The 16,913-nt window shown below is 74.0% G+C and carries 19 protein-coding genes; 13 read left to right on the top strand and 6 right to left on the bottom strand.

Translation table 11 applies throughout. The features are described 5' to 3' along the window. The first annotated feature begins 112 nt into the window (after nt 1–112). Nucleotides 113–700, top strand: a complete 588-nt coding sequence (locus Sri02f_RS05490; RefSeq protein ID WP_108999936.1) for an ArsR/SmtB family transcription factor — start codon at nt 113–115, stop codon at nt 698–700. 11 nt (nt 701–711) lie between these two features. Beyond that, on the top strand, nt 712–1,968 hold the full coding sequence (locus tag Sri02f_RS05495; RefSeq protein WP_108999937.1) for an MFS transporter: 1,257 nt from the start codon (nt 712–714) through the stop codon (nt 1,966–1,968). Between the two features lie 28 nt (nt 1,969–1,996). Here Sri02f_RS05495 and Sri02f_RS05500 read toward each other — a convergent pair whose 3' ends face one another. Further along, nucleotides 1,997–2,632, bottom strand: a complete 636-nt coding sequence (locus tag Sri02f_RS05500) for a TIGR03085 family metal-binding protein (protein ID WP_108999938.1) — start codon at nt 2,630–2,632, stop codon at nt 1,997–1,999. A gap of 125 nt (nt 2,633–2,757) precedes the next feature. On the opposite strand from Sri02f_RS05500, the gene hisI reads away from it, so the two are divergent. The 11 genes from hisI (at nt 2,758) to lgt (ending at nt 11,867) form a co-directional block, all read left to right on the top strand. Then, nucleotides 2,758–3,189 (top strand): phosphoribosyl-AMP cyclohydrolase, encoded by a 432-nt coding sequence (gene hisI, locus Sri02f_RS05505; RefSeq protein WP_108999939.1) that lies wholly within the window; start codon nt 2,758–2,760, stop codon nt 3,187–3,189. 11 nt (nt 3,190–3,200) lie between these two features. Continuing rightward, nucleotides 3,201–4,685, top strand: coding sequence for an anthranilate synthase component I (locus Sri02f_RS05510; protein ID WP_108999940.1), 1,485 nt, complete (start codon nt 3,201–3,203; stop codon nt 4,683–4,685). Nucleotides 4,686–4,771: 86 nt separating this feature from the next. Beyond that, entirely contained in the window at nt 4,772–5,422 is a 651-nt protein-coding gene (locus tag Sri02f_RS05515) for a TIGR02234 family membrane protein (protein ID WP_108999941.1), read from the top strand. Nucleotides 5,423–5,567: 145 nt separating this feature from the next. Beyond that, the gene (locus Sri02f_RS05520; protein ID WP_108999942.1) at nt 5,568–5,828 is read left to right on the top strand and encodes an HGxxPAAW family protein; all 261 of its coding nucleotides are present in this window, start codon (nt 5,568–5,570) and stop codon (nt 5,826–5,828) included. 79 nt (nt 5,829–5,907) lie between these two features. Then, nucleotides 5,908–6,342, top strand: a complete 435-nt coding sequence (locus tag Sri02f_RS05525) for a DUF2752 domain-containing protein (protein ID WP_108999943.1) — start codon at nt 5,908–5,910, stop codon at nt 6,340–6,342. 198 nt (nt 6,343–6,540) lie between these two features. Next, the gene (gene trpC / locus Sri02f_RS05530) at nt 6,541–7,350 is read left to right on the top strand and encodes an indole-3-glycerol phosphate synthase TrpC (RefSeq protein ID WP_108999944.1); all 810 of its coding nucleotides are present in this window, start codon (nt 6,541–6,543) and stop codon (nt 7,348–7,350) included. A 23-nt stretch (nt 7,351–7,373) separates the two neighbouring features. Further along, on the top strand, nt 7,374–7,619 hold the full coding sequence (trpM, locus tag Sri02f_RS44005; RefSeq protein WP_373865071.1) for a tryptophan biosynthesis modulator TrpM: 246 nt from the start codon (nt 7,374–7,376) through the stop codon (nt 7,617–7,619). Nucleotides 7,620–7,687: 68 nt separating this feature from the next. Beyond that, nucleotides 7,688–8,971 carry a tryptophan synthase subunit beta gene (gene trpB / locus Sri02f_RS05540; RefSeq protein ID WP_108999945.1) on the top strand — a complete coding sequence of 428 codons (1,284 nt, stop codon included), beginning with the start codon at nt 7,688–7,690 and terminating at the stop codon, nt 8,969–8,971. Beyond that, a complete protein-coding gene (gene trpA / locus Sri02f_RS05545; protein WP_108999946.1) occupies nt 8,968–9,786 on the top strand; it encodes a tryptophan synthase subunit alpha in 819 nt (272 codons plus the stop codon). Before trpB ends, trpA begins: the two co-directional genes overlap by 4 nt. Before the next feature lie 77 nt (nt 9,787–9,863). Further along, nucleotides 9,864–10,640 (top strand): thioredoxin domain-containing protein, encoded by a 777-nt coding sequence (locus Sri02f_RS05550; RefSeq protein ID WP_108999947.1) that lies wholly within the window; start codon nt 9,864–9,866, stop codon nt 10,638–10,640. A gap of 96 nt (nt 10,641–10,736) precedes the next feature. Beyond that, nucleotides 10,737–11,867 carry a prolipoprotein diacylglyceryl transferase gene (lgt, locus tag Sri02f_RS05555; protein WP_245970454.1) on the top strand — a complete coding sequence of 377 codons (1,131 nt, stop codon included), beginning with the start codon at nt 10,737–10,739 and terminating at the stop codon, nt 11,865–11,867. Nucleotides 11,868–11,936: 69 nt separating this feature from the next. On the opposite strand, the gene Sri02f_RS05560 is transcribed toward lgt, so the two are convergent. The 5 genes from Sri02f_RS05560 to Sri02f_RS05580 are packed head-to-tail and all read right to left on the bottom strand — an operon-like array spanning nt 11,937 to nt 16,906. Further along, nucleotides 11,937–12,770, bottom strand: a complete 834-nt coding sequence (locus Sri02f_RS05560; protein ID WP_108999948.1) for an HpcH/HpaI aldolase/citrate lyase family protein — start codon at nt 12,768–12,770, stop codon at nt 11,937–11,939. Then, complete coding sequence (locus tag Sri02f_RS05565; protein WP_108999949.1) at nt 12,767–13,963, bottom strand: CaiB/BaiF CoA transferase family protein; 1,197 nt, start codon at nt 13,961–13,963, stop codon at nt 12,767–12,769. Before Sri02f_RS05565 ends, Sri02f_RS05560 begins: the two co-directional genes overlap by 4 nt. Next, nucleotides 13,960–14,334, bottom strand: coding sequence for a carbohydrate kinase family protein (locus tag Sri02f_RS41665; RefSeq protein ID WP_167467492.1), 375 nt, complete (start codon nt 14,332–14,334; stop codon nt 13,960–13,962). Before Sri02f_RS41665 ends, Sri02f_RS05565 begins: the two co-directional genes overlap by 4 nt. Beyond that, on the bottom strand, nt 14,331–15,743 hold the full coding sequence (locus tag Sri02f_RS05575) for an ADP-ribosylglycohydrolase family protein (protein ID WP_108999950.1): 1,413 nt from the start codon (nt 15,741–15,743) through the stop codon (nt 14,331–14,333). The genes Sri02f_RS41665 and Sri02f_RS05575 overlap by 4 nt, the downstream gene beginning before the upstream one ends. Further along, the gene (locus Sri02f_RS05580) at nt 15,731–16,906 is read right to left on the bottom strand and encodes an ADP-ribosylglycohydrolase family protein (protein WP_108999951.1); all 1,176 of its coding nucleotides are present in this window, start codon (nt 16,904–16,906) and stop codon (nt 15,731–15,733) included. The genes Sri02f_RS05575 and Sri02f_RS05580 overlap by 13 nt, the downstream gene beginning before the upstream one ends. Nucleotides 16,907–16,913 lie beyond the last annotated feature (7 nt).

The following is a 16,913-nucleotide window of genomic DNA, read 5'->3' on the forward strand; positions in this document are numbered from 1 at the left end:
GTGCATCGGGCCCCGGCCGCCTCGGTGGCCGGGGCTCACTCATGGCCAGATGCGAAAGGAAAGTTGCGCAAAACTAATTGCGCAACTTCTCTTTCGTTTCTACCGTGAGGCCATGACAAGCGGGGAGAACCGGCGGATCACCGACGTGGGCACGCTCAAGGCGCTCGCCCACCCGTTGCGGCTGAACCTGTACCGGGCGCTGTACCTGGAACGCGTGGCCACGGCCTCACGGCTGGCCGAACTGGTCGACGAGGCCGTGTCGCTGGTCAGCTACCACTTGCGCAAACTCGCCGAACACGGACTGATCGAACAGGCCGAGCCGCAGAGCGCGGACGGGCGCGAGCGGTGGTGGCGGCCCGCGTCGGACGGCATCAGCATCCACGACGAGGACTTCCGCGACGCACCGGAGAAGGCGGCCGCGCACCGCTCGGCCTCCCGGCTCTTCTTCGCCCACCGCAGCGAGCTGTACCACCGCCATCTCGACGAACGGGCCTTCTGGGCCCCCGAGTGGAACAGCGCCTCGTTCGACTCCGAGTACCTCTCCCGGCTGACCTCCGCCGAACTGGCCGAGCTGGGCCGGGAGGTGCACGCCCTGATGACCAGGTACGTCGACAAAGGGCGCGCGGCCGAGGCCGACGGAGACACCGAAGGACGCGAGAACGTCGCCCTCCATCTGTACGGCTTCCCGTTCCGCCCCTGAGAGGCCTGGCCATGACCACCGTGCCCCGGACGTCCGCCGTCCGCGCCGCCGCCGAGCGCCCCGCCCACCGCGACGGCAACGTCCTGCGCTGGCTGGGCGCGTACGCCTCCTCGATGGCCGGCGACGGCGTCTACTACGTCGCCCTGTCCTGGGCCGCCGTCCAGGCCGGCACCCCCGCGCAGGCGGGACTGGTGCTGTCCGTGAGCGCACTGCCGCGCGCGGCGCTCATGCTGGGCGGGGGAGTGATCGCCGACCGGTTCGGGCCGCGCCGGGTCGTGATCGGCAGTGACGCGGTGCGCTGCGCCGCCGTCCTCGCGGTGGCGGGGCTGCTGCTCCTCACCGGCCCCCGGCTGTGGCCCCTCACGGCGCTCGCCCTGGTGTTCGGCACGGTGGACGCCGTGTTCGTCCCCGCCGTGGGCGCGCTGCCCGCCCGGATCACCGACCGCGGCCAGCTCGCCCGGGTCCAGGGCATGCGCGGCCTCGCCTACCGGTTCGCCGTCATCGTGGGCGCCCCGCTCGGCGGGCTGGGCGTCGCCGTGGGCGGCGCGGCCGCCGCGTTCGGGCTCGCCGGGCTGCTGACAGCCCTGTCCCTGCCGCTGCTGGTCGGCGTGCGGATGCGGGAGCTGCCGCCGGACGACACCGCGGACGCACGCGGCCGGACCGCCTGGGCCGACCTGGTGGCCGGACTGCGCCACATCCGCCGCCACCGGGTCCTCGCCCCGCTCACGGCCGCCATCGCCCTCGGCGACCTCGGCTTCGTCGGACCGCTCAACGTGGGCCTGACCCTGCTCGCGGACGAACGCGGCTGGGGCGCCTCCGGCATGGGCGGGGTGCTGTCCGGATTCGGCGTCGGCGCGGGCGCCGCCGCGCTGCTGCTGACCCTGCGGGGACGGCTCCCGCACGCCGGCCGGGTGGCCGGCTGCTCGATCCTGGCGGCCTCGCCGGCCATCGGCGCCCTCGCGTACGCGCCGACCCTCGCCGCGGCCGTCGGCACCGCCGTGCTGATCGGGCTGCTCGCCGGGCTCAGCGGCGCCGTGTGCGCGGCCCTGCTGCAGACCCAGGCCGACCCCGCCTACCTGGGCCGCGTCACCGCCGTCACCAGCCTCGTCAGCCTCGGCCTCACCCCGCTCAGCATGCCGCTGACGGCCGCCGCCGTCGGCGCCTGGGGCACCGGCCCCGTGTTCGTCGTCAGCGCCGGGGTCTGCGGGCTCGGCGGGGTCGTCGCCCTGGGCGTGCCCGCACTGCGGCGCGCGGAACTCCCGCGCTGACGCCGACCCCGGTGCCGCACCGGAGGGATCAGATGCCGAGCTGCTTGCCGCCGTGCAGCCGGTCGATCGCCTCCTTCTCGCCGTCCAGCTCCACCACGGCGGCGCTCTGCCGGCCGTACAGGAGCAGCAGCAGCTCCGACGGCTCCCCGGTCGCCGTCACCACCGGGGTGCCCCGGTTGGCGACCGCCGTGCGGCCGTCCGGGCGGCGCAGCACCAGCCCCGTCGGGGCGCTGCGGCCCATCAGCCGGGCCGTGCGCTCCAGCCGGGACCACAGGGCGTCCTGGAACACCGGGTCGACGGCGCGCGGCGTCCAGTCGGGCCGGGCGCGGCGGACGTCCTCGGTGTGGACGTAGAACTCGATCGTGTTCGACGCCTCGTCCAGTTGCTTGAGCTGGAACGGCGAGAACCGCGGCGGGCCGGTGCGGATCAGCTGCAGGAGCTCCTCGTACGGCTTGGCGGCGAACTCCTCCATCGTCCTGTCCAGCCGGGACGCGAGCTGTTTGATCACAAGGCCCCCGGCGGCGTCCGGACGGCGCTCGCGCACCACCACGTGCGCCGCCAGGTCCCGGGTCAGCCAGCCCTCGCAGAGAGTCGGCGCCTCGGGGCCCGCCGTCTCCAAGAGGTCGGCGAGCAGAAGCCGTTCACGCTTGGCGAAAGTCGACATGCGGCCAGCCTACGGCGACGCAGCGGCCGCGCCCACCCGTCGGGACCGCGCCACCGCCGCCCGTCCGCCGCCCACCCACTGGACACCGCGCCGTCACTGTCAGTGGCGCGCGGCACAATGGCACCATGACCAGCGCACCCCCGCCCGCCCGCCGCACGGGCAGCCGCCTCGCCCCCGAGATCGCCGCGCGCCTCAAGCGCAGCGCGGACGGACTCGTCCCCGCCATCGCCCAGCAGTACGACACCGGTGAGGTGCTCATGCTCGGCTGGATGGACGACGAGGCGCTGCACCGCACGCTCACCACCGGCCGCTGCACGTACTGGTCGCGCAGCCGCCGCGAGTACTGGGTCAAGGGCGACACCTCCGGCCACTTCCAGCGGGTCAGGTCCGTCGCCCTCGACTGCGACGCGGACACCGTGCTCGTCAAGGTCGACCAGGTCGGCGCCGCCTGCCACACCGGCGCCCGCACCTGCTTCGACGCCGACGTGCTCCTCACGGACGACGTCGCCGACGCCCCCGCGGCCACCGATTCCGGCCTCCCCGCCTCGGATCAGTAAGGTCAGCCGCCATGGACCTCGAGACGTTCCGCAAGCTGGCCTCCGACCGCCGCGTCATTCCGGTCACCCGCAAGCTCCTCGCCGACGGCGACACCCCGGTCGCGCTCTACCGCAAGCTCGCCGCCGAACGCCCCGGCACCTTCCTCCTGGAGTCCGCGGAGAACGGCCGTACGGCGTTTCGATGGTCCCGGTACTCCTTCGTGGGCGTCCGCAGCGCCGCCACGCTCACCACGCGCGAGGGCCGCACCCACTGGCTCGGCACCCCGCCCGTCGGCGTCCCCGTCGACGGCGACCCGCTCGCCGCGCTGCGCGCCACCGTCGAGACCCTCCACACCCCGCACCAGGAGGGCATGCCGCCCTTCACCGGCGGCATGGTCGGCTACCTCGGCTACGACATCGTGCGCCGTCTGGAGAAGGTCGGCCCCGGCGAACGCGACGACCTGCGGCTCCCCGAGCTGACCATGCTCCTGACCAGCGATCTCGCCGTCATGGACCACTGGGAGGGCTCCGTCCTGCTGATCGCCAACGCGATCAACCACAACGACCTCGACACCGGCGTCGACGAGGCCTACGCCGACGCCGTGGCCCGTCTCGACGCCATGGAGGCCGACCTCTCCCGCCCGGTCGCCCAGCCCCCGGCCGTGCTGCCGCCCTCCGAACTCCCCGAGTACACCGCCCTGTGGGGCGGCGCCGACTTCCGGGCGGCCGTCGAGGACATCAAGGAGCGCATCCGTGCGGGCGAGGCCTTCCAGGTCGTCCCCTCCCAGCGCTTCGAGACGCCGTGCACGGCGAGCGCGCTGGACGTCTACCGGGTCCTGCGGGCGACGAACCCCTCGCCGTACATGTACCTGTTCCGCTTCGACGGCTTCGACGTCGTGGGCTCCTCCCCGGAGGCCCTGGTCAAGGTCGAGGACGGACACGCCATGGTCCACCCCATCGCCGGCACCCGGCACCGCGGGGCCACCCCGCAGGAGGACCAGGCCCTCGCCGACGAACTGCTCGCCGACCCCAAGGAGCGCGCCGAGCACCTCATGCTCGTCGACCTCGGCCGCAACGACCTGGGCCGGGTCTGCGAGCCGGGCTCGGTCGAGGTCGTCGACTTCATGTCCGTCGAGCGGTACTCGCACGTGATGCACATCGTCTCCACCGTCACCGGCAAGGTCGCCCCGGGCCGCACCGCCTTCGACGTCCTCACCGCCTGCTTCCCGGCCGGCACCCTCTCCGGCGCGCCCAAGCCGCGCGCCCTGCAGATCATCGACGAACTGGAGCCCTCCCGGCGCGGCCTGTACGGCGGCTGCGTCGGCTACCTGGACTTCGCGGGCGACTCCGACACCGCCATCGCCATCCGCACCGCCCTGCTGCGCGACGGCACCGCCTACGTCCAGGCCGGGGCGGGCATCGTCGCCGACTCCGACCCGGTCGCCGAGGACCAGGAGTGCCGCAACAAGGCGGCGGCCGTCCTGCGCGCCGTCCACACCGCCAACCGGCTCGGCTGACCGGGCGCTTGGCGGGGCGGTCCGGCGGAGATAGGACGCGTCTCACGTGAACCCCGGGTGCCGGTTCGCCCGGGGTTCAGGCGATAGTGGGGTACGTGACTGCTGCTGTTCCTCCCCCCCGTTCCGAGACCGCCGCCGCCCGGTCGAGCCGCCGAAGCCTCGCCGTCGCCCTGCTGAGCGGCGCGCTGGGCTCGGCCCTGACCTTGCTGGCCACCCGCCAGCGCTGGTCCGAGGGCACGGCGACGGTCGCCGGCGGCCCCTTCTCCCTGACCGCCCGGGGCAGCGACGTCACGGGCGTGCCCGCGGCGCTCGCCATAGTGGGCCTGGCCGCGCTCGTCGCCGTCTTCGCGGTCCGCAGGGCCGGCCGGCTCGCCGTCTCCGCCCTCCTCGCGCTCTCCGGCGCCGGGATCATGGCCGCCGCCCTGCTCGGCGCCGGCGACAGCTCCGCGCTCGACGAGCAGGCCGCCAAGGCCACCGGCGACACCTCGTCCGCCGTCGCCTCGTTCAGCCACACCGCATGGCCCTACGCCGCCGCCGTGGGCGGCGCCCTGATCCTCCTCGCCGGCCTGCTCGCCCTGCGCTACGGCCGCCGCTGGCCCGCCATGTCCGGCCGCTACGAACGCGACGGCTCCCCGCGCCCCCGGCGCGCGGCGAGGCCCGCCGACCCCGAGCGGCCCGAGGAGATGTGGAAGGCCCTGGACCGGGGCGAGGACCCGACCGGGATGGACCCGGCCTGACCAGGTGACCGTCCCCGGTCGCCGATGTGGTGAATCAGACTCGACGGGATCGCGACCCCCTCGTCCGGCGCGCCCGCGCGTACGGGACAATGGACGACGAGCGTCCGGCTCGAACGGACACAGAGACAGCAATGAGGAGCAAGTCATGGCGGGCAGCAGCCACGGACACACCCCGGCCGCCTGGACCGGTGTCACCATCGCCTTCATCGGTTTCACCGTCGCGGGCGTGTTCATGGTGATGGCCGAGCCGATCGGCTTCTGGGCCGGCATGGTGATCGTGGCCCTCGGCGGCGTCGTCGGCGCGGCCATGCGCGCCGCGGGTCTGGGCCAGCCGAAGGCGGCGCACCCCGTGCACCAGGTCTCGGCGCCCGCGGCGACCGCCAAGCCCGCCGGCGTCGAGGGCTGAGTCCCGCAGAACCTCGTGAGGGGCGGCCGGTGCCCGACCGGCCGCCCCTCACGCGCGCCCGGCGCCCCGCCGGGGCACAATGCGAGGCGTGAACGCCGACAGCCGGCGCGTGACGCCGACCGCCGCGGGCAGGCTCGCCGTGCCCGCAGGGATCCTCGCGGCCGTCGTCGCGGCCTTCGCGTACGTGGGAGCCGTGGACCCGGGCGAGCCCGGCCACTACCCGGCCTGCCCCCTGCTGCGCGTCACCGGTCTGTACTGCCCCGGCTGCGGCGGTCTGCGCAGCGCGCACGCCTTCGCGCACGGCCACTTCCAGGCCGCCCTCCAGGACAACGCGATGGCCGTCGTCGCGTATCTGGGATTCGCGGTGGTGTGGACCGCATGGGTGGTCCGCGCGGCACGCGGACGGCCCGTGCGCGTCGACCTCGGCTCGGTGCAGCTGTGGGCACTGGGCGCTTCACTGCTGGCCTTCACCGTCGTCCGGAACCTGCCCTTCGGTGGCTGGCTGCATCCTTGATCAACGGATGAACGTGCAGTACGGAGGCCCCTTCCGCCCGAGCCGGGCGAAGCTGGTCCGAGGTCGGGCCGGGGACCGCCGTCGACCGGATGCGAGGCCTGCGCCTTCCTCCGGATACCATCGCAGTGACCACCTTTTTCTCCACTGGTCGCTGGAACTGTCCACCGTCTCTCAGGCATCCGGAAGGGGGCCGCTCGCGTGAGTGTGCTCGACGAGATCATCGACGGAGTCCGTGCCGACCTCGCGGAGCGGCAGGCGCGCGTCAGCCTCGACGAGCTCAAGGAGCGCGCGGCGAAGGCCCCCGCCGCCAAGGACGGGGTGGCCGCGCTCCGGGGCGACGGCGTCAAGGTGATCTGCGAGGTCAAGCGCTCCAGCCCGTCCAAGGGCGCCCTGGCCGCGATCGCCGACCCGGCCGGCCTGGCCGCCGACTACGAGGCGGGCGGCGCCGCCGTCATCTCCGTCCTCACCGAACAGCGCCGCTTCGGCGGCTCGCTCGCCGACCTCGAGGCGGTCCGCGCGCGGGTCGACATCCCCGTGCTGCGCAAGGACTTCATCGTCACCTCCTACCAGCTGTGGGAGGCCCGCGCCTACGGCGCCGACCTCGCCCTGCTGATCGTCGCCGCCCTGGAGCAGTCGGCTCTGGAGTCGCTGATCGAGCGTGCCGTGTCCATCGGCCTCACCCCGCTCGTCGAGGTCCACGACGAGGACGAGGTGGACCGCGCGGTCGACGCGGGCGCCAAGGTGATCGGCGTCAACGCGCGCAACCTCAAGACCCTGGAGGTCGACCGGGGCACCTTCGAGCGGGTGGCACCCGAGATCCCGGCGAACATCGTCAAGATCGCCGAGTCCGGGGTGCGGGGCCCGCACGACCTCATCGCGTACGCCAACGCCGGCGCCGACGCGGTCCTGGTCGGAGAGTCCCTGGTGACCGGCCGCGACCCCAAGACCGCGGTCGCCGACCTGGTGGCGGCGGGCGAACACCCCGCTCTGCGCCACGGCCGCGGCTGACCGGGCCGGTAGGGTAGACGCCGATGACTGTCACCGTGACCACCGTGGACCGCTACGCCCGCCTCGCGCGCGGCTGCCGTCCTCGCGGTTGCCGCGCGCCTGCGCGCAGGGTGCACGGTCGCCGGGTGCGCTACGTCATCGGTGACGAACCCGGACAGGTCAACGGCATGCGATGGCCTGACCGGGGGCGCGGGACAGCGTCCGGCCATGCGGCTCCGCCGCGTGAGCCCGCCCGGCCGCACACGACCGGCCGGCCGCACCCGGCCTGAGGCCGTAGGACGACCCACCGCCCCCACGGCGATCAGTGTTCTTCACAAACTCACCGTGAGGTTTCCGCATGCCCAGCGAGTTCTTCATTCCCGATCCCGAGGGTCAGGTGCCCACCGCCGAGGGCTACTTCGGCGCGTTCGGCGGCAAGTTCATCCCGGAGGCCCTCGTCGCCGCCGTGGACGAGGTCGCCGTCGAGTACGACAAGGCCAAGCACGACCCCGAGTTCGCCCGCGAGCTCGACGACCTGCTCGTCCACTACACCGGCCGCCCCAGCTCCCTCACCGAGGTGCCGAGGTTCGCCGAGCACGCCGGCGGCGCCCGGGTGTTCCTCAAGCGCGAGGACCTCAACCACACCGGCTCCCACAAGATCAACAACGTGCTCGGCCAGGCGCTGCTCACGCGGCGCATGGGCAAGACCCGCGTCATCGCCGAGACCGGCGCGGGCCAGCACGGCGTCGCCACGGCCACCGCCTGCGCGCTCTTCGGACTCGAGTGCACCATCTACATGGGCGAGATCGACACCGAGCGCCAGGCCCTCAACGTGGCGCGCATGCGCATGCTGGGCGCCGAGGTCGTGGCCGTGAAGTCCGGCAGCCGCACGCTGAAGGACGCCATCAACGAGGCGTTCCGCGACTGGGTCGCCAACGTCGACCGCACGCACTACCTGTTCGGCACGGTCGCCGGGCCGCACCCCTTCCCCGCGATGGTCCGCGACTTCCACCGGGTCATCGGCGTCGAGGCCCGCCGCCAGATCCTGGAGCGCGCCGGCCGGCTGCCCGACGCGGCCGTCGCCTGCGTCGGCGGCGGCTCCAACGCCATCGGTCTGTTCCACGCGTTCATCCCGGACGCCGGCGTCCGGCTGATCGGCTGCGAGCCGGCCGGTCACGGCATCGAGACCGGTGAGCACGCGGCGACCCTCACCGCGGGCGAGCCCGGCATCCTGCACGGCTCGCGCTCCTACGTCCTGCAGGACGACGAGGGCCAGATCACCGAGCCCTACTCCATCTCGGCGGGCCTGGACTACCCGGGCATCGGCCCCGAGCACTCGTACCTGAAGGACACCGGCCGCGGCGAGTACCGCGCGGTCACCGACGACGCGGCCATGCAGGCGCTGCGTCTGCTGTCACGCACCGAGGGCATCATCCCGGCCATCGAGAGCGCGCACGCCCTCGCCGGCGCCCTGGAGGTCGGCAGGGAGCTGGGCCAGGACGGGCTGATCGTCGTCAACCTGTCCGGCCGCGGCGACAAGGACATGGACACGGCCGCCCGTTACTTCGGCCTGTACGACACCGACGCCGAGGTCGCCGCCGACGCGGCCGACACCGCCGAGATCGAGGGGGACGCCAAGTGAGCGGGAACATCCACCTGCTGTCGGACACCCTCGCCGCCGCGAAGGCCGAGGACCGCGCCGCGCTCATCGCCTACCTCCCGGCCGGTTTCCCGACCGTGGACGGGGGCATCGAGGCGATCAAGGCCGCCCTGGACGGCGGCGCGGACGTGGTCGAGGTCGGTCTGCCGCACAGCGACCCCGTCCTCGACGGCCCGGTCATCCAGACCGCCGACGACATCGCCCTGCGCGGCGGGGTGCGCATCGCGGACGTCATGCGCACGGTCCGGGAGGCGTTCGAGGCCACCGGCAAGCCGATCCTGGTCATGACGTACTGGAACCCCATCGACCGCTACGGCGTGGAGCGGTTCACCGCCGAGCTGGCCGAGGCGGGCGGCGCGGGCTGCATCCTGCCCGACCTGCCGGTGCAGGAGTCCGCGCTGTGGAGGGAGCACGCCGACAAGCACGGTCTCGCGACGGTCTTCGTCGTGGCGCCGAGCAGCCAGGACGCGCGCCTGGCGCGGATCACCGAGGCGGGCAGCGGCTTCGTCTACGCGGCCTCGCTGATGGGCGTCACCGGCACCCGTGAGTCGGTGGGCGCGCAGGCCCACGAGCTCGTGGAGCGGACCCGGGCCACCGGCGCCGGCCTGCCGGTCTGCGTCGGCCTCGGCGTCTCCGACGCCCGGCAGGCCGCCGAGGTCGCCGGCTTCGCCGACGGCGTGATCGTCGGATCGGCCTTCGTCAAGCGGATGCTGGACGCGCCGGACGACGCGGCCGGGGTCGAGGCGGTCCGCGCGCTCGCGGGCGAGCTGGCGAAGGGCGTGCGCCGCCAGGCGTGAGAAGAAGTCCGGTCACCCGAACGGGTGGACCTGGGGTCGGGGAGGCGCATTGCGCCTCCCCGGTTCGTTCTGGGGGTGTGAGCGAGAAGAATCGTGACGGAAAGCGCAACGCCCGCGAACGGCTGGCGGCGGAGCGCGAGAAGCAGAAGGCCGCCGAGCGGCGGCGGCGCACACTGATCGTCGGGGCGAGCGTGGTCTGTGTGCTCGGCCTGGCGGCGGTGATCGGCGTCGTCGCCGCGAACTCCGGCAAGGACGACAGCGCGAAGAAGGCGGGCCCGGTCGTGGCTCCCTCCGGGGCCCTGGGCCAGGACGCGCTGGCGATCCCCGTCGGCAAGGAGGGCTCCAAGTCCACGCTCACGGTCTGGGAGGACTTCCGCTGTCCGGCCTGCAAGGGTTTCGAGACGGCGTACCGTCCCACGGTCCACGAGCTGACGGACGCCGGAAAGCTCAAGGTCGAGTACCACCTGGCCACCCTCATCGACGGGAACATGGGCGGCAGCGGCTCCCGCCGGGCGGCCAACGCGGCGGCCTGCGCCCAGGACGCCGGGAAGTTCTCCGCGTACCACGACGTGCTGTACGAGAACCAGCCGGAGGAGACGAAGGACGCCTACGCCCAGAACAGCAGGCTGATCGAGCTCGCGGGCAAGGTCGACGGGCTCGACACGCCCGCCTTCCGCACCTGCGTCCAGGACGGCACGCACGACAGCTGGGTCGTGAAGTCCAACCAGGCCTTCCAGAACGGCCACTTCGGCGGCACCCCGACCGTGTTGCTCAACGGCAAGAACATCTACCAGGACCAGTCGATGACACCGGCGAAGCTGAAGCAGATGGTGGAGTCGGCCGACCAGGGGTGACGAAAGGAGTAAGGCCATTTCACACCCGCCCGTTATGGAGCCGTAGCCGGGCTGCCCGCCGTCGGCCCGGCCCGGCACGGTAGCGTCGACCCTGCCATGGAACTTGCCTACATTCCCAGCCCGTCGCACGGGGTGCTGTACCTCGGCCCCGTACCACTGCGCGGCTACGCGTTCTGCATCATCATCGGCGTCTTCGTCGCGGTCTGGCTCGGCAACCGGCGCTGGGTCGCCCGGGGCGGGCGGGTCGGGACGGTGGCCGACATCTCCGTCTGGGCGGTGCCCTTCGGGCTGGTCGGCGGCCGGCTCTACCACGTGATCACGGACTACGAGCTGTACTTCAGCGCGGGCCGTGACTGGGTGGACGCCTTCAAGGTCTGGCAGGGCGGCCTCGGCATCTGGGGCGCGATCGCGCTGGGCGCGGTGGGAGCCTGGATCGGCTGCCGTCGCCGGGGCATCCCGCTGCCCGCGTACGCCGATGCCATCGCGCCCGGGATCGCCCTCGCGCAGGCGATCGGCCGCTGGGGCAACTGGTTCAACCAGGAGCTGTACGGCAAGGAGACCGACCTCCCCTGGGCGCTGCACATCACGTCCTCCGCGGACGGCCGGGTGCCGGGCTACTACCACCCGACGTTCCTGTACGAGTCGCTGTGGTGCATCGGCGTCGCCCTTCTCGTCATCTGGGCCGACCGCCGCTTCAAGCTGGGCCACGGCCGGGCGTTCGCCCTGTACGTCGCGGCGTACTGCGTGGGCCGCGCGTGGATCGAGTACATGCGGGTCGACGACGCCCACCACATCCTGGGTCTGCGGCTCAACGACTGGACCGCGCTGGTCGTCTTCCTGCTCGCGGTGACGTACATCGTCGTCTCGGCGAAGAAGCGGCCCGGGCGCGAGGCGGTCGTCGAACCGGGCGCGGACGCCTCCGGCGCGTCGGCCGGGACCGCGGCCGACGGCGAGGACGACCCGAAGGCCGACGCCGGGGCGGAGAGCACCGAGAAGACCGCCGAGAAGAGCGCCGAGAAGTCCGCGGACACGGGTGCCGGGAAGAGCGCGGCGAAGACCGGCGGCTCCGGGGACGAGTCCGCCGCCGCGGAGTCCTCGGCCGCGAAGGCCGAGGCCGACGCGGAGGGCGAGGGCGCGCAGGACGCCGGGGCCAAGGCCGCCGGGGCCAAGGCCGCCGGGGGCGGCGTGAAGAAGGACGAAGCGGAGTCGGCCGGCAAGAAGGGCTGACGGCCGACGGCACGACGACGAGGGCGCCCGGGTTCTGCCGGGCGCCCTCGCTCGTCTGCGGGGGCGGGTTCAGTCGCCGCGGGCCGCCAGCGACAGGGTGCGCTGGGCGGCCGCCACCACGGCCGCGTCGATGAAGCGGCCGTCGGGGAGGGCCTGGGCGCCCTGTTCGGTGGCCGCCGCCTTCACGATCGTCTCGGCGTCCTCCAGCTCCTGCTGGGTGGGCAGATAGGCCCGTTCGATGATCGGGAGCTGGCGGGGGTGGATGGCGGCGCGGCCCAGGAAGCCGAGGGTACGGCCGTGGGCGCAGCTGACGGCGAGGCCGTCCAGGTCCCGGATGTCGGGGTGGACCGACTGGGGCGGCGGCGCCAGGCCGGCGGCGCGGGCGGCGACGATCACGCGGGAGCGGGACCAGTCGAGGCCGGCGTCCGCACGGACGCCCAGGTCGGCGCGGAGGTCGGCCTCGCCGAGGGCGATGCCGCGCAGGGCGGGGTGGGCGGAGGCGATGGCGTAGGCGTGTTCGACGCCGAGGGCCGTCTCCAGGAGGGCGTGGAGGGGGGTGGCCCCGCCTTCGGCCCGCTGTGTGGTCCGGGCCACGCGGGTGATCTGGTGCGGGGACGTCACCTTGGGCAGGCGCAGGCCGCGGACGCCGGGCAGGGCGGCCAGCGTGCGCAGGTCCGCCGCGGCGAACGGGGTGTCCAGGGCGTTGACCCGGACGTGGACGGGGACCGGCTGGGGTTCGCGCAGGCGCTCGGCGGTGGCGGCGCGGGCGTACTCCTTGCGGTCCGGGGCGACCGCGTCCTCCAGGTCGACGATGACGGCGTCGGCGCCGCAGGCGAGCGCCTTGCTGACGGTCTGCGGGCGGTCGCCCGGCACATAGAGCCAGGTCAGAGGGGGCTTCGTCATAGGGCGCCCTCCGCGCGCAGGGCGGTCAGCTCGGCCGGCGTGAGGCCCAGCTCGGTCAGGACCGTCTCCGTGTCGGCGCCGTGCGGGCGGCCCGCCCAGCGGATCGCCCCGGGGGTCGCCGAGAGGCGGAAGAGGACGTTCTGCATGCGGATGCTCCCCAGCTCCGGGTCGTCGACGGCGGTGATCGTGTCGAGAGCCTGGTACTGGGGGTCGGTCATCACGTCCCGGACGTCCTGGACCGGGGCGACGGCCGCCTCCGCCTTCTCGAAGGCGGCGAGGACGTCGGTACGGGTGCGGGCGGCGATCCAGGCGCCGACCGCCTCGTCGAGGACGTCGGCGTGCGCGGCCCGGCCGGCGCCCGTCGCGAACCAGGGCGCGTCGATCAGATCGGGCCGCCCGACCAGGCGCATCACCCGTTCCGCGACGGACTGCGCCGAGGTCGACACGGCGACCCAGCCTCCGTCGGAGGTGCGGTAGGTGTTGCGGGGGGCGTTGTTCGCGGACCGGTTGCCGGTGCGGGCCTGGACGTAGCCGAGCTGGTCGTACCAGAGGGGCTGCGGGCCGAGGACGGTGAGGATGGGCTCGATGATCGCCATGTCGACGACCTGGCCCTCGCCGGTGCGGTCGCGGGCGGCGAGGGCCGTCATGACGGCGTAGGCGGTGGCCAGGCCGGCGATCGAGTCGGCGAGGCCGAACGGCGGAAGGGTGGGCGAGGCGTCCGGCTCTCCCGTGATGGCCGCGAATCCGCTCATGGCCTCGGCGAGGGTGCCGAAGCCGGGGCGGTGCGCGTAGGGGCCGAACTGGCCGAAGGCGGTGACCCGGGCGAGGACCAGCCGGGGGTTCGCCGCCGACAGCTCCTCCCAGCCCAGGTCCCACTTCTCGAGGGTGCCGGGACGGAAGTTCTCGATGATCACGTCGGCGGTGGCGGCCAGCCGCAGCAGGGTGGCGCGGCCGCCCGGCTTGGACAGGTTCAGGGTGATGGTGCGCTTGTTGCGGCCGAGGAGTTTCCACCACAGGCCCACGCCGTCCTTGGCGGGGCCGTGGCCTCGGGAGGGGTCGGGCTGGGCGGGGTGCTCGACCTTGACGACCTCCGCGCCGAAGTCGCCGAGCATGGTCGCGGCGAGGGGCCCGGCGAAGAGGGTGGCCAGGTCGAGGACGCGCACACCGTGCAGGGGAGGAGTCGCCGCGGTCATGAGGCGTACCGCCTCTGGACCGCGCAGCGGTACGGCGTCGAGGCGGACGCGCCGGCGCGTCGGGCCGACAGCGCGGCCGGGGCGGCCGCCCCGGTGAGTGCCTCCCGCGCCGGGCGGCCCTCGCCGGGGACCACGGCGAGGGCGGCGGCGAAGGGGTCGCCCGCGCCGGTCACCGAGACCGCGCCGCCCGCGTGGGCGGCGGGGATCGCCTGGTTGACGCGGGGGGCGGCGGCGCTCGCCCGGTCGGTGCCCTTGCCGCCGGGGACGGTGCCGAACTCTCTTCCCGGCAGGGTCTCTTCGCGCTGCGGGGGTGTCTCGGCGTAGGCGACGAGGTCCGTGTTCGTGCTGCCGAGCACGTCGGTGTCGGTCATGGGCGGGAAGCCTCCCGGTGGGTGAGGGACCAGGTCAGGTGGGCCAGGGCGTCGAAGCCGACGCCGTTGAAGTCGGCGACGGAGGTGGCCAGCCGGTTCTTGAGGGGGGCCGTCCAGTGGTCGGGGAGGGCGGCCGGGTCGCCCGCGAGGAGGGCGGCGACGCCGCCGGCTGTCGCGCCCGCCGAATCGGTGTCCAGGCCGCCGGCCACGGCGCCGCGCACGGAGCGGGTGAAGTCGCCGTCCGCGTGGGTGAGGGCGGCGGCGACCAGGGCGGTGTTGGGGACGGCGTGGACCCAGTGGTACGCCCGGTGAGCTGCGTGGAGTTCGTCCACGACGGTGTCGAACCCGTCCCGGCCGGGGTGTTCTTCGGCGAGCCGGACGGCGTGCTCGACGGCGCGGAAGAGACGGGAGCGCGGGGGGACGACGGTCAGTCCGGTGCGCAGACAGGCGTGGACGTCCTGGGCGCCGGTCGCTGCCGCGGCGATGACGGCCGCCGTGAACATCGCCGCGTAGACGCCGTTGGCGGTGTGGGTGAGACAGGCGTCGCGGTGGGCCTGTTCCGCGGCGGCGGCCGGGTCGCCGGGGTTGGTCCAGCCGTGGACGTCGGCGCGGATCAGGGCCCCGATCCATTCGCGGAAGGGGTTGCGGTGGCGTGCGGTGTGCGGGGGTTCGACGCCGCAGAGCAGGTTGCGCAGGGCGATGCGTTCGGCGGTGAAGGCGCGGCCGGGCGGGAGTTCGTCGAGCCAGAGCCGGGCGACGTCCGCGGTGGTGAAGTTCGTGCCGTGGCGTTGCAGCAGGAGCAGGTTGAGCAGCGGGTAGTTGAGGTCGTCGTCCTCGGGCATGCCGTCGATGTTCTCGGCGAGCGAGGTGCTCGCCGAGCGGCGGTTCCAGGGGTGGGCGTCGAGGAGGGGCCCGGGGACTCCTCGGGCGGTGAAGTACCCGTCGAGGGGCCAGTTCCCGGCGGAGCGGGCGAGGGCGCGGACGGCGTCCAGGGGGAGCTTCTCGACCGGCTTGCCGAGGAGACAGCCGACGGCCCGGCCCAGCCAGGCCGCCTCCAGCCGGGCCGGTGCGGCAGCCGGGGGCCGGGCCCGGTGGGGGGCCGGGGGACGGGCGTCGTCGGGCCGGCCCGGCCAGCGCGGGCACAGGGCCCTGATCCTCTCCAGCTCCGTCGGTTCGTCCTGCGCCGTTCTGCTGGGCAGGTCGGCCAGTTCGTCCAGGAGGTCCTCGGCGAGGAGGCGCAGATAGCGGGAGGCGCGCTGCGGTGAGGCGCCCGCGCGGGCCGGCGCCTCGCAGCCGCCCGCGGCCTTCCAGCGGGCGGCGATCGCCCGGGCCTCCCGGCCGTCCTCGGCGGCCTGGCGCAGCTCGTGGCCGAGGAGGTCCTCCGGCTGGACCCAGGTCAGTCGGAGCATCTCGTGCCTCCCAGGGCGTGGAACGCCTGCTCGTGGGCGCGGCGGCGGTCCACATCGCGGGCGAAGATCTCCCGGGCGACCTCGACGAGCGTCGCCGCGGGCTGCCAGAGGTCGAGCCTGCTGGCCTCGGAGACCTGCTTGGACCAGTCGTCGGGGACGGGGGAGCCCAGCGCCCCGGCCAGGGCTCCCGCCATCGTGGCGATGGAGTCGCAGTCGCGGCCGTAGTTCACCGAGCCGAGCACCGCCCGCCGGTAGTCGCCGCCGGCCACCAGCAACATGCCGAGTGCGACGGGGAGTTCCTCGATCGCGTGCACCCGGGAGGGGCGGCGGGCGGCCAGTGAGGGCCGGCGGTAGTCGGGGCCGACCGTGTCGAAGGGCTCCACCGCCTTGCGGAGCGGGACGAGCGCGGACTCGAAGTCGGTGTGGCGGGCCGCCGTTTCGCAGACCGCCTCGATCGCCGCGCGCGTGCCGTCCTTGGCCAGCGACAGACAGCCGGCGACCACCGACTCCGGCGTCGCGCGCGGAGCGCAGGCCGCCGCCACCGCCGCCGCGAACACCCCTGCCGCCTCACGGCCGTACGACGACTGGTGGGCGCCCGCGACGTCCAGCGCCTCGGCGTACGCGCGCGCCGGGTCGGCCGCGTTGACCAGTCCCACGGGGGCCATGTACATCGCGGCGCCGCAGTTGACGATGTTGCCGACGCCGGCCTCGCGCGGGTCGGCATGGCCGTAGTGAAGCCGGGCCACCAGCCATTTCTCCGCGAGGAAGATGCGGTGCAGGGGGAGTGCCTCCGCCTCCAGTTCCGGGATCCAGCGGGGTGTCGTGATCAGGTCCGGCACCAGGTGGTCGGCGACGGCGTAGGCGTCCAGGTGGTCGCGTACGGCGGCGTAGACCCTGATCAGGGCGTGGGTCATCAAGGTGTCGTCGGTGACGTGGCCGTCGCCCTTGTGGTACGGGGCGATGGGGCGGGCGGTGCGCCAGTCGTCGCCGTTCCAGGGGCCGACGACGCCGTGGATCCGGCTGCCGTGCCGCTGGAGGATCTGCTCGGGGGAGTAGCCCTCGACGGGGCCGCCGAGGGCGTCTCCCACGGCGGCCCCCACGAGGGCGCCGGTGAGGCGTTCTTCCAGGGTTGCGCCGTTGCTTTCCGGTGCTTTGGGCGTCATGCCCCGA

This window comes from Streptomyces rishiriensis (assembly GCF_003112535.1).
Lineage (GTDB): Bacteria > Actinomycetota > Actinomycetes > Streptomycetales > Streptomycetaceae > Streptomyces > Streptomyces rishiriensis.

Bases quoted from the DNA above. Each gene is read 5' to 3' on its own strand.
- Sri02f_RS05495 (WP_108999937.1), top strand. From the start codon at position 712: ATGACCACCGTGCCCCGGACGTCCGCCGTCCGCGCCGCCGCCGAGCGC.
- Sri02f_RS05525 (WP_108999943.1), top strand. From the start codon at position 5,908: ATGCGAGGCGTGAACGCCGACAGCCGGCGCGTGACGCCGACCGCCGCG.
- Sri02f_RS05565 (WP_108999949.1), bottom strand. From the start codon at position 13,963: ATGACCGCGGCGACTCCTCCCCTGCACGGTGTGCGCGTCCTCGACCTG.
- Sri02f_RS05520 (WP_108999942.1), top strand. From the start codon at position 5,568: ATGGCGGGCAGCAGCCACGGACACACCCCGGCCGCCTGGACCGGTGTC.
- Sri02f_RS05575 (WP_108999950.1), bottom strand. From the start codon at position 15,743: ATGCTCCGACTGACCTGGGTCCAGCCGGAGGACCTCCTCGGCCACGAG.
- Sri02f_RS05560 (WP_108999948.1), bottom strand. From the start codon at position 12,770: ATGACGAAGCCCCCTCTGACCTGGCTCTATGTGCCGGGCGACCGCCCG.
- Sri02f_RS05580 (WP_108999951.1), bottom strand. From the start codon at position 16,906: ATGACGCCCAAAGCACCGGAAAGCAACGGCGCAACCCTGGAAGAACGC.
- Sri02f_RS05490 (WP_108999936.1), top strand. From the start codon at position 113: ATGACAAGCGGGGAGAACCGGCGGATCACCGACGTGGGCACGCTCAAG.
- hisI (WP_108999939.1), top strand. From the start codon at position 2,758: ATGACCAGCGCACCCCCGCCCGCCCGCCGCACGGGCAGCCGCCTCGCC.
- Sri02f_RS05510 (WP_108999940.1), top strand. From the start codon at position 3,201: ATGGACCTCGAGACGTTCCGCAAGCTGGCCTCCGACCGCCGCGTCATT.
- Sri02f_RS05500 (WP_108999938.1), bottom strand. From the start codon at position 2,632: ATGTCGACTTTCGCCAAGCGTGAACGGCTTCTGCTCGCCGACCTCTTG.
- Sri02f_RS41665 (WP_167467492.1), bottom strand. From the start codon at position 14,334: ATGACCGACACCGACGTGCTCGGCAGCACGAACACGGACCTCGTCGCC.
- trpB (WP_108999945.1), top strand. From the start codon at position 7,688: ATGCCCAGCGAGTTCTTCATTCCCGATCCCGAGGGTCAGGTGCCCACC.
- lgt (WP_245970454.1), top strand. From the start codon at position 10,737: ATGGAACTTGCCTACATTCCCAGCCCGTCGCACGGGGTGCTGTACCTC.
- trpM (WP_373865071.1), top strand. From the start codon at position 7,374: ATGACTGTCACCGTGACCACCGTGGACCGCTACGCCCGCCTCGCGCGC.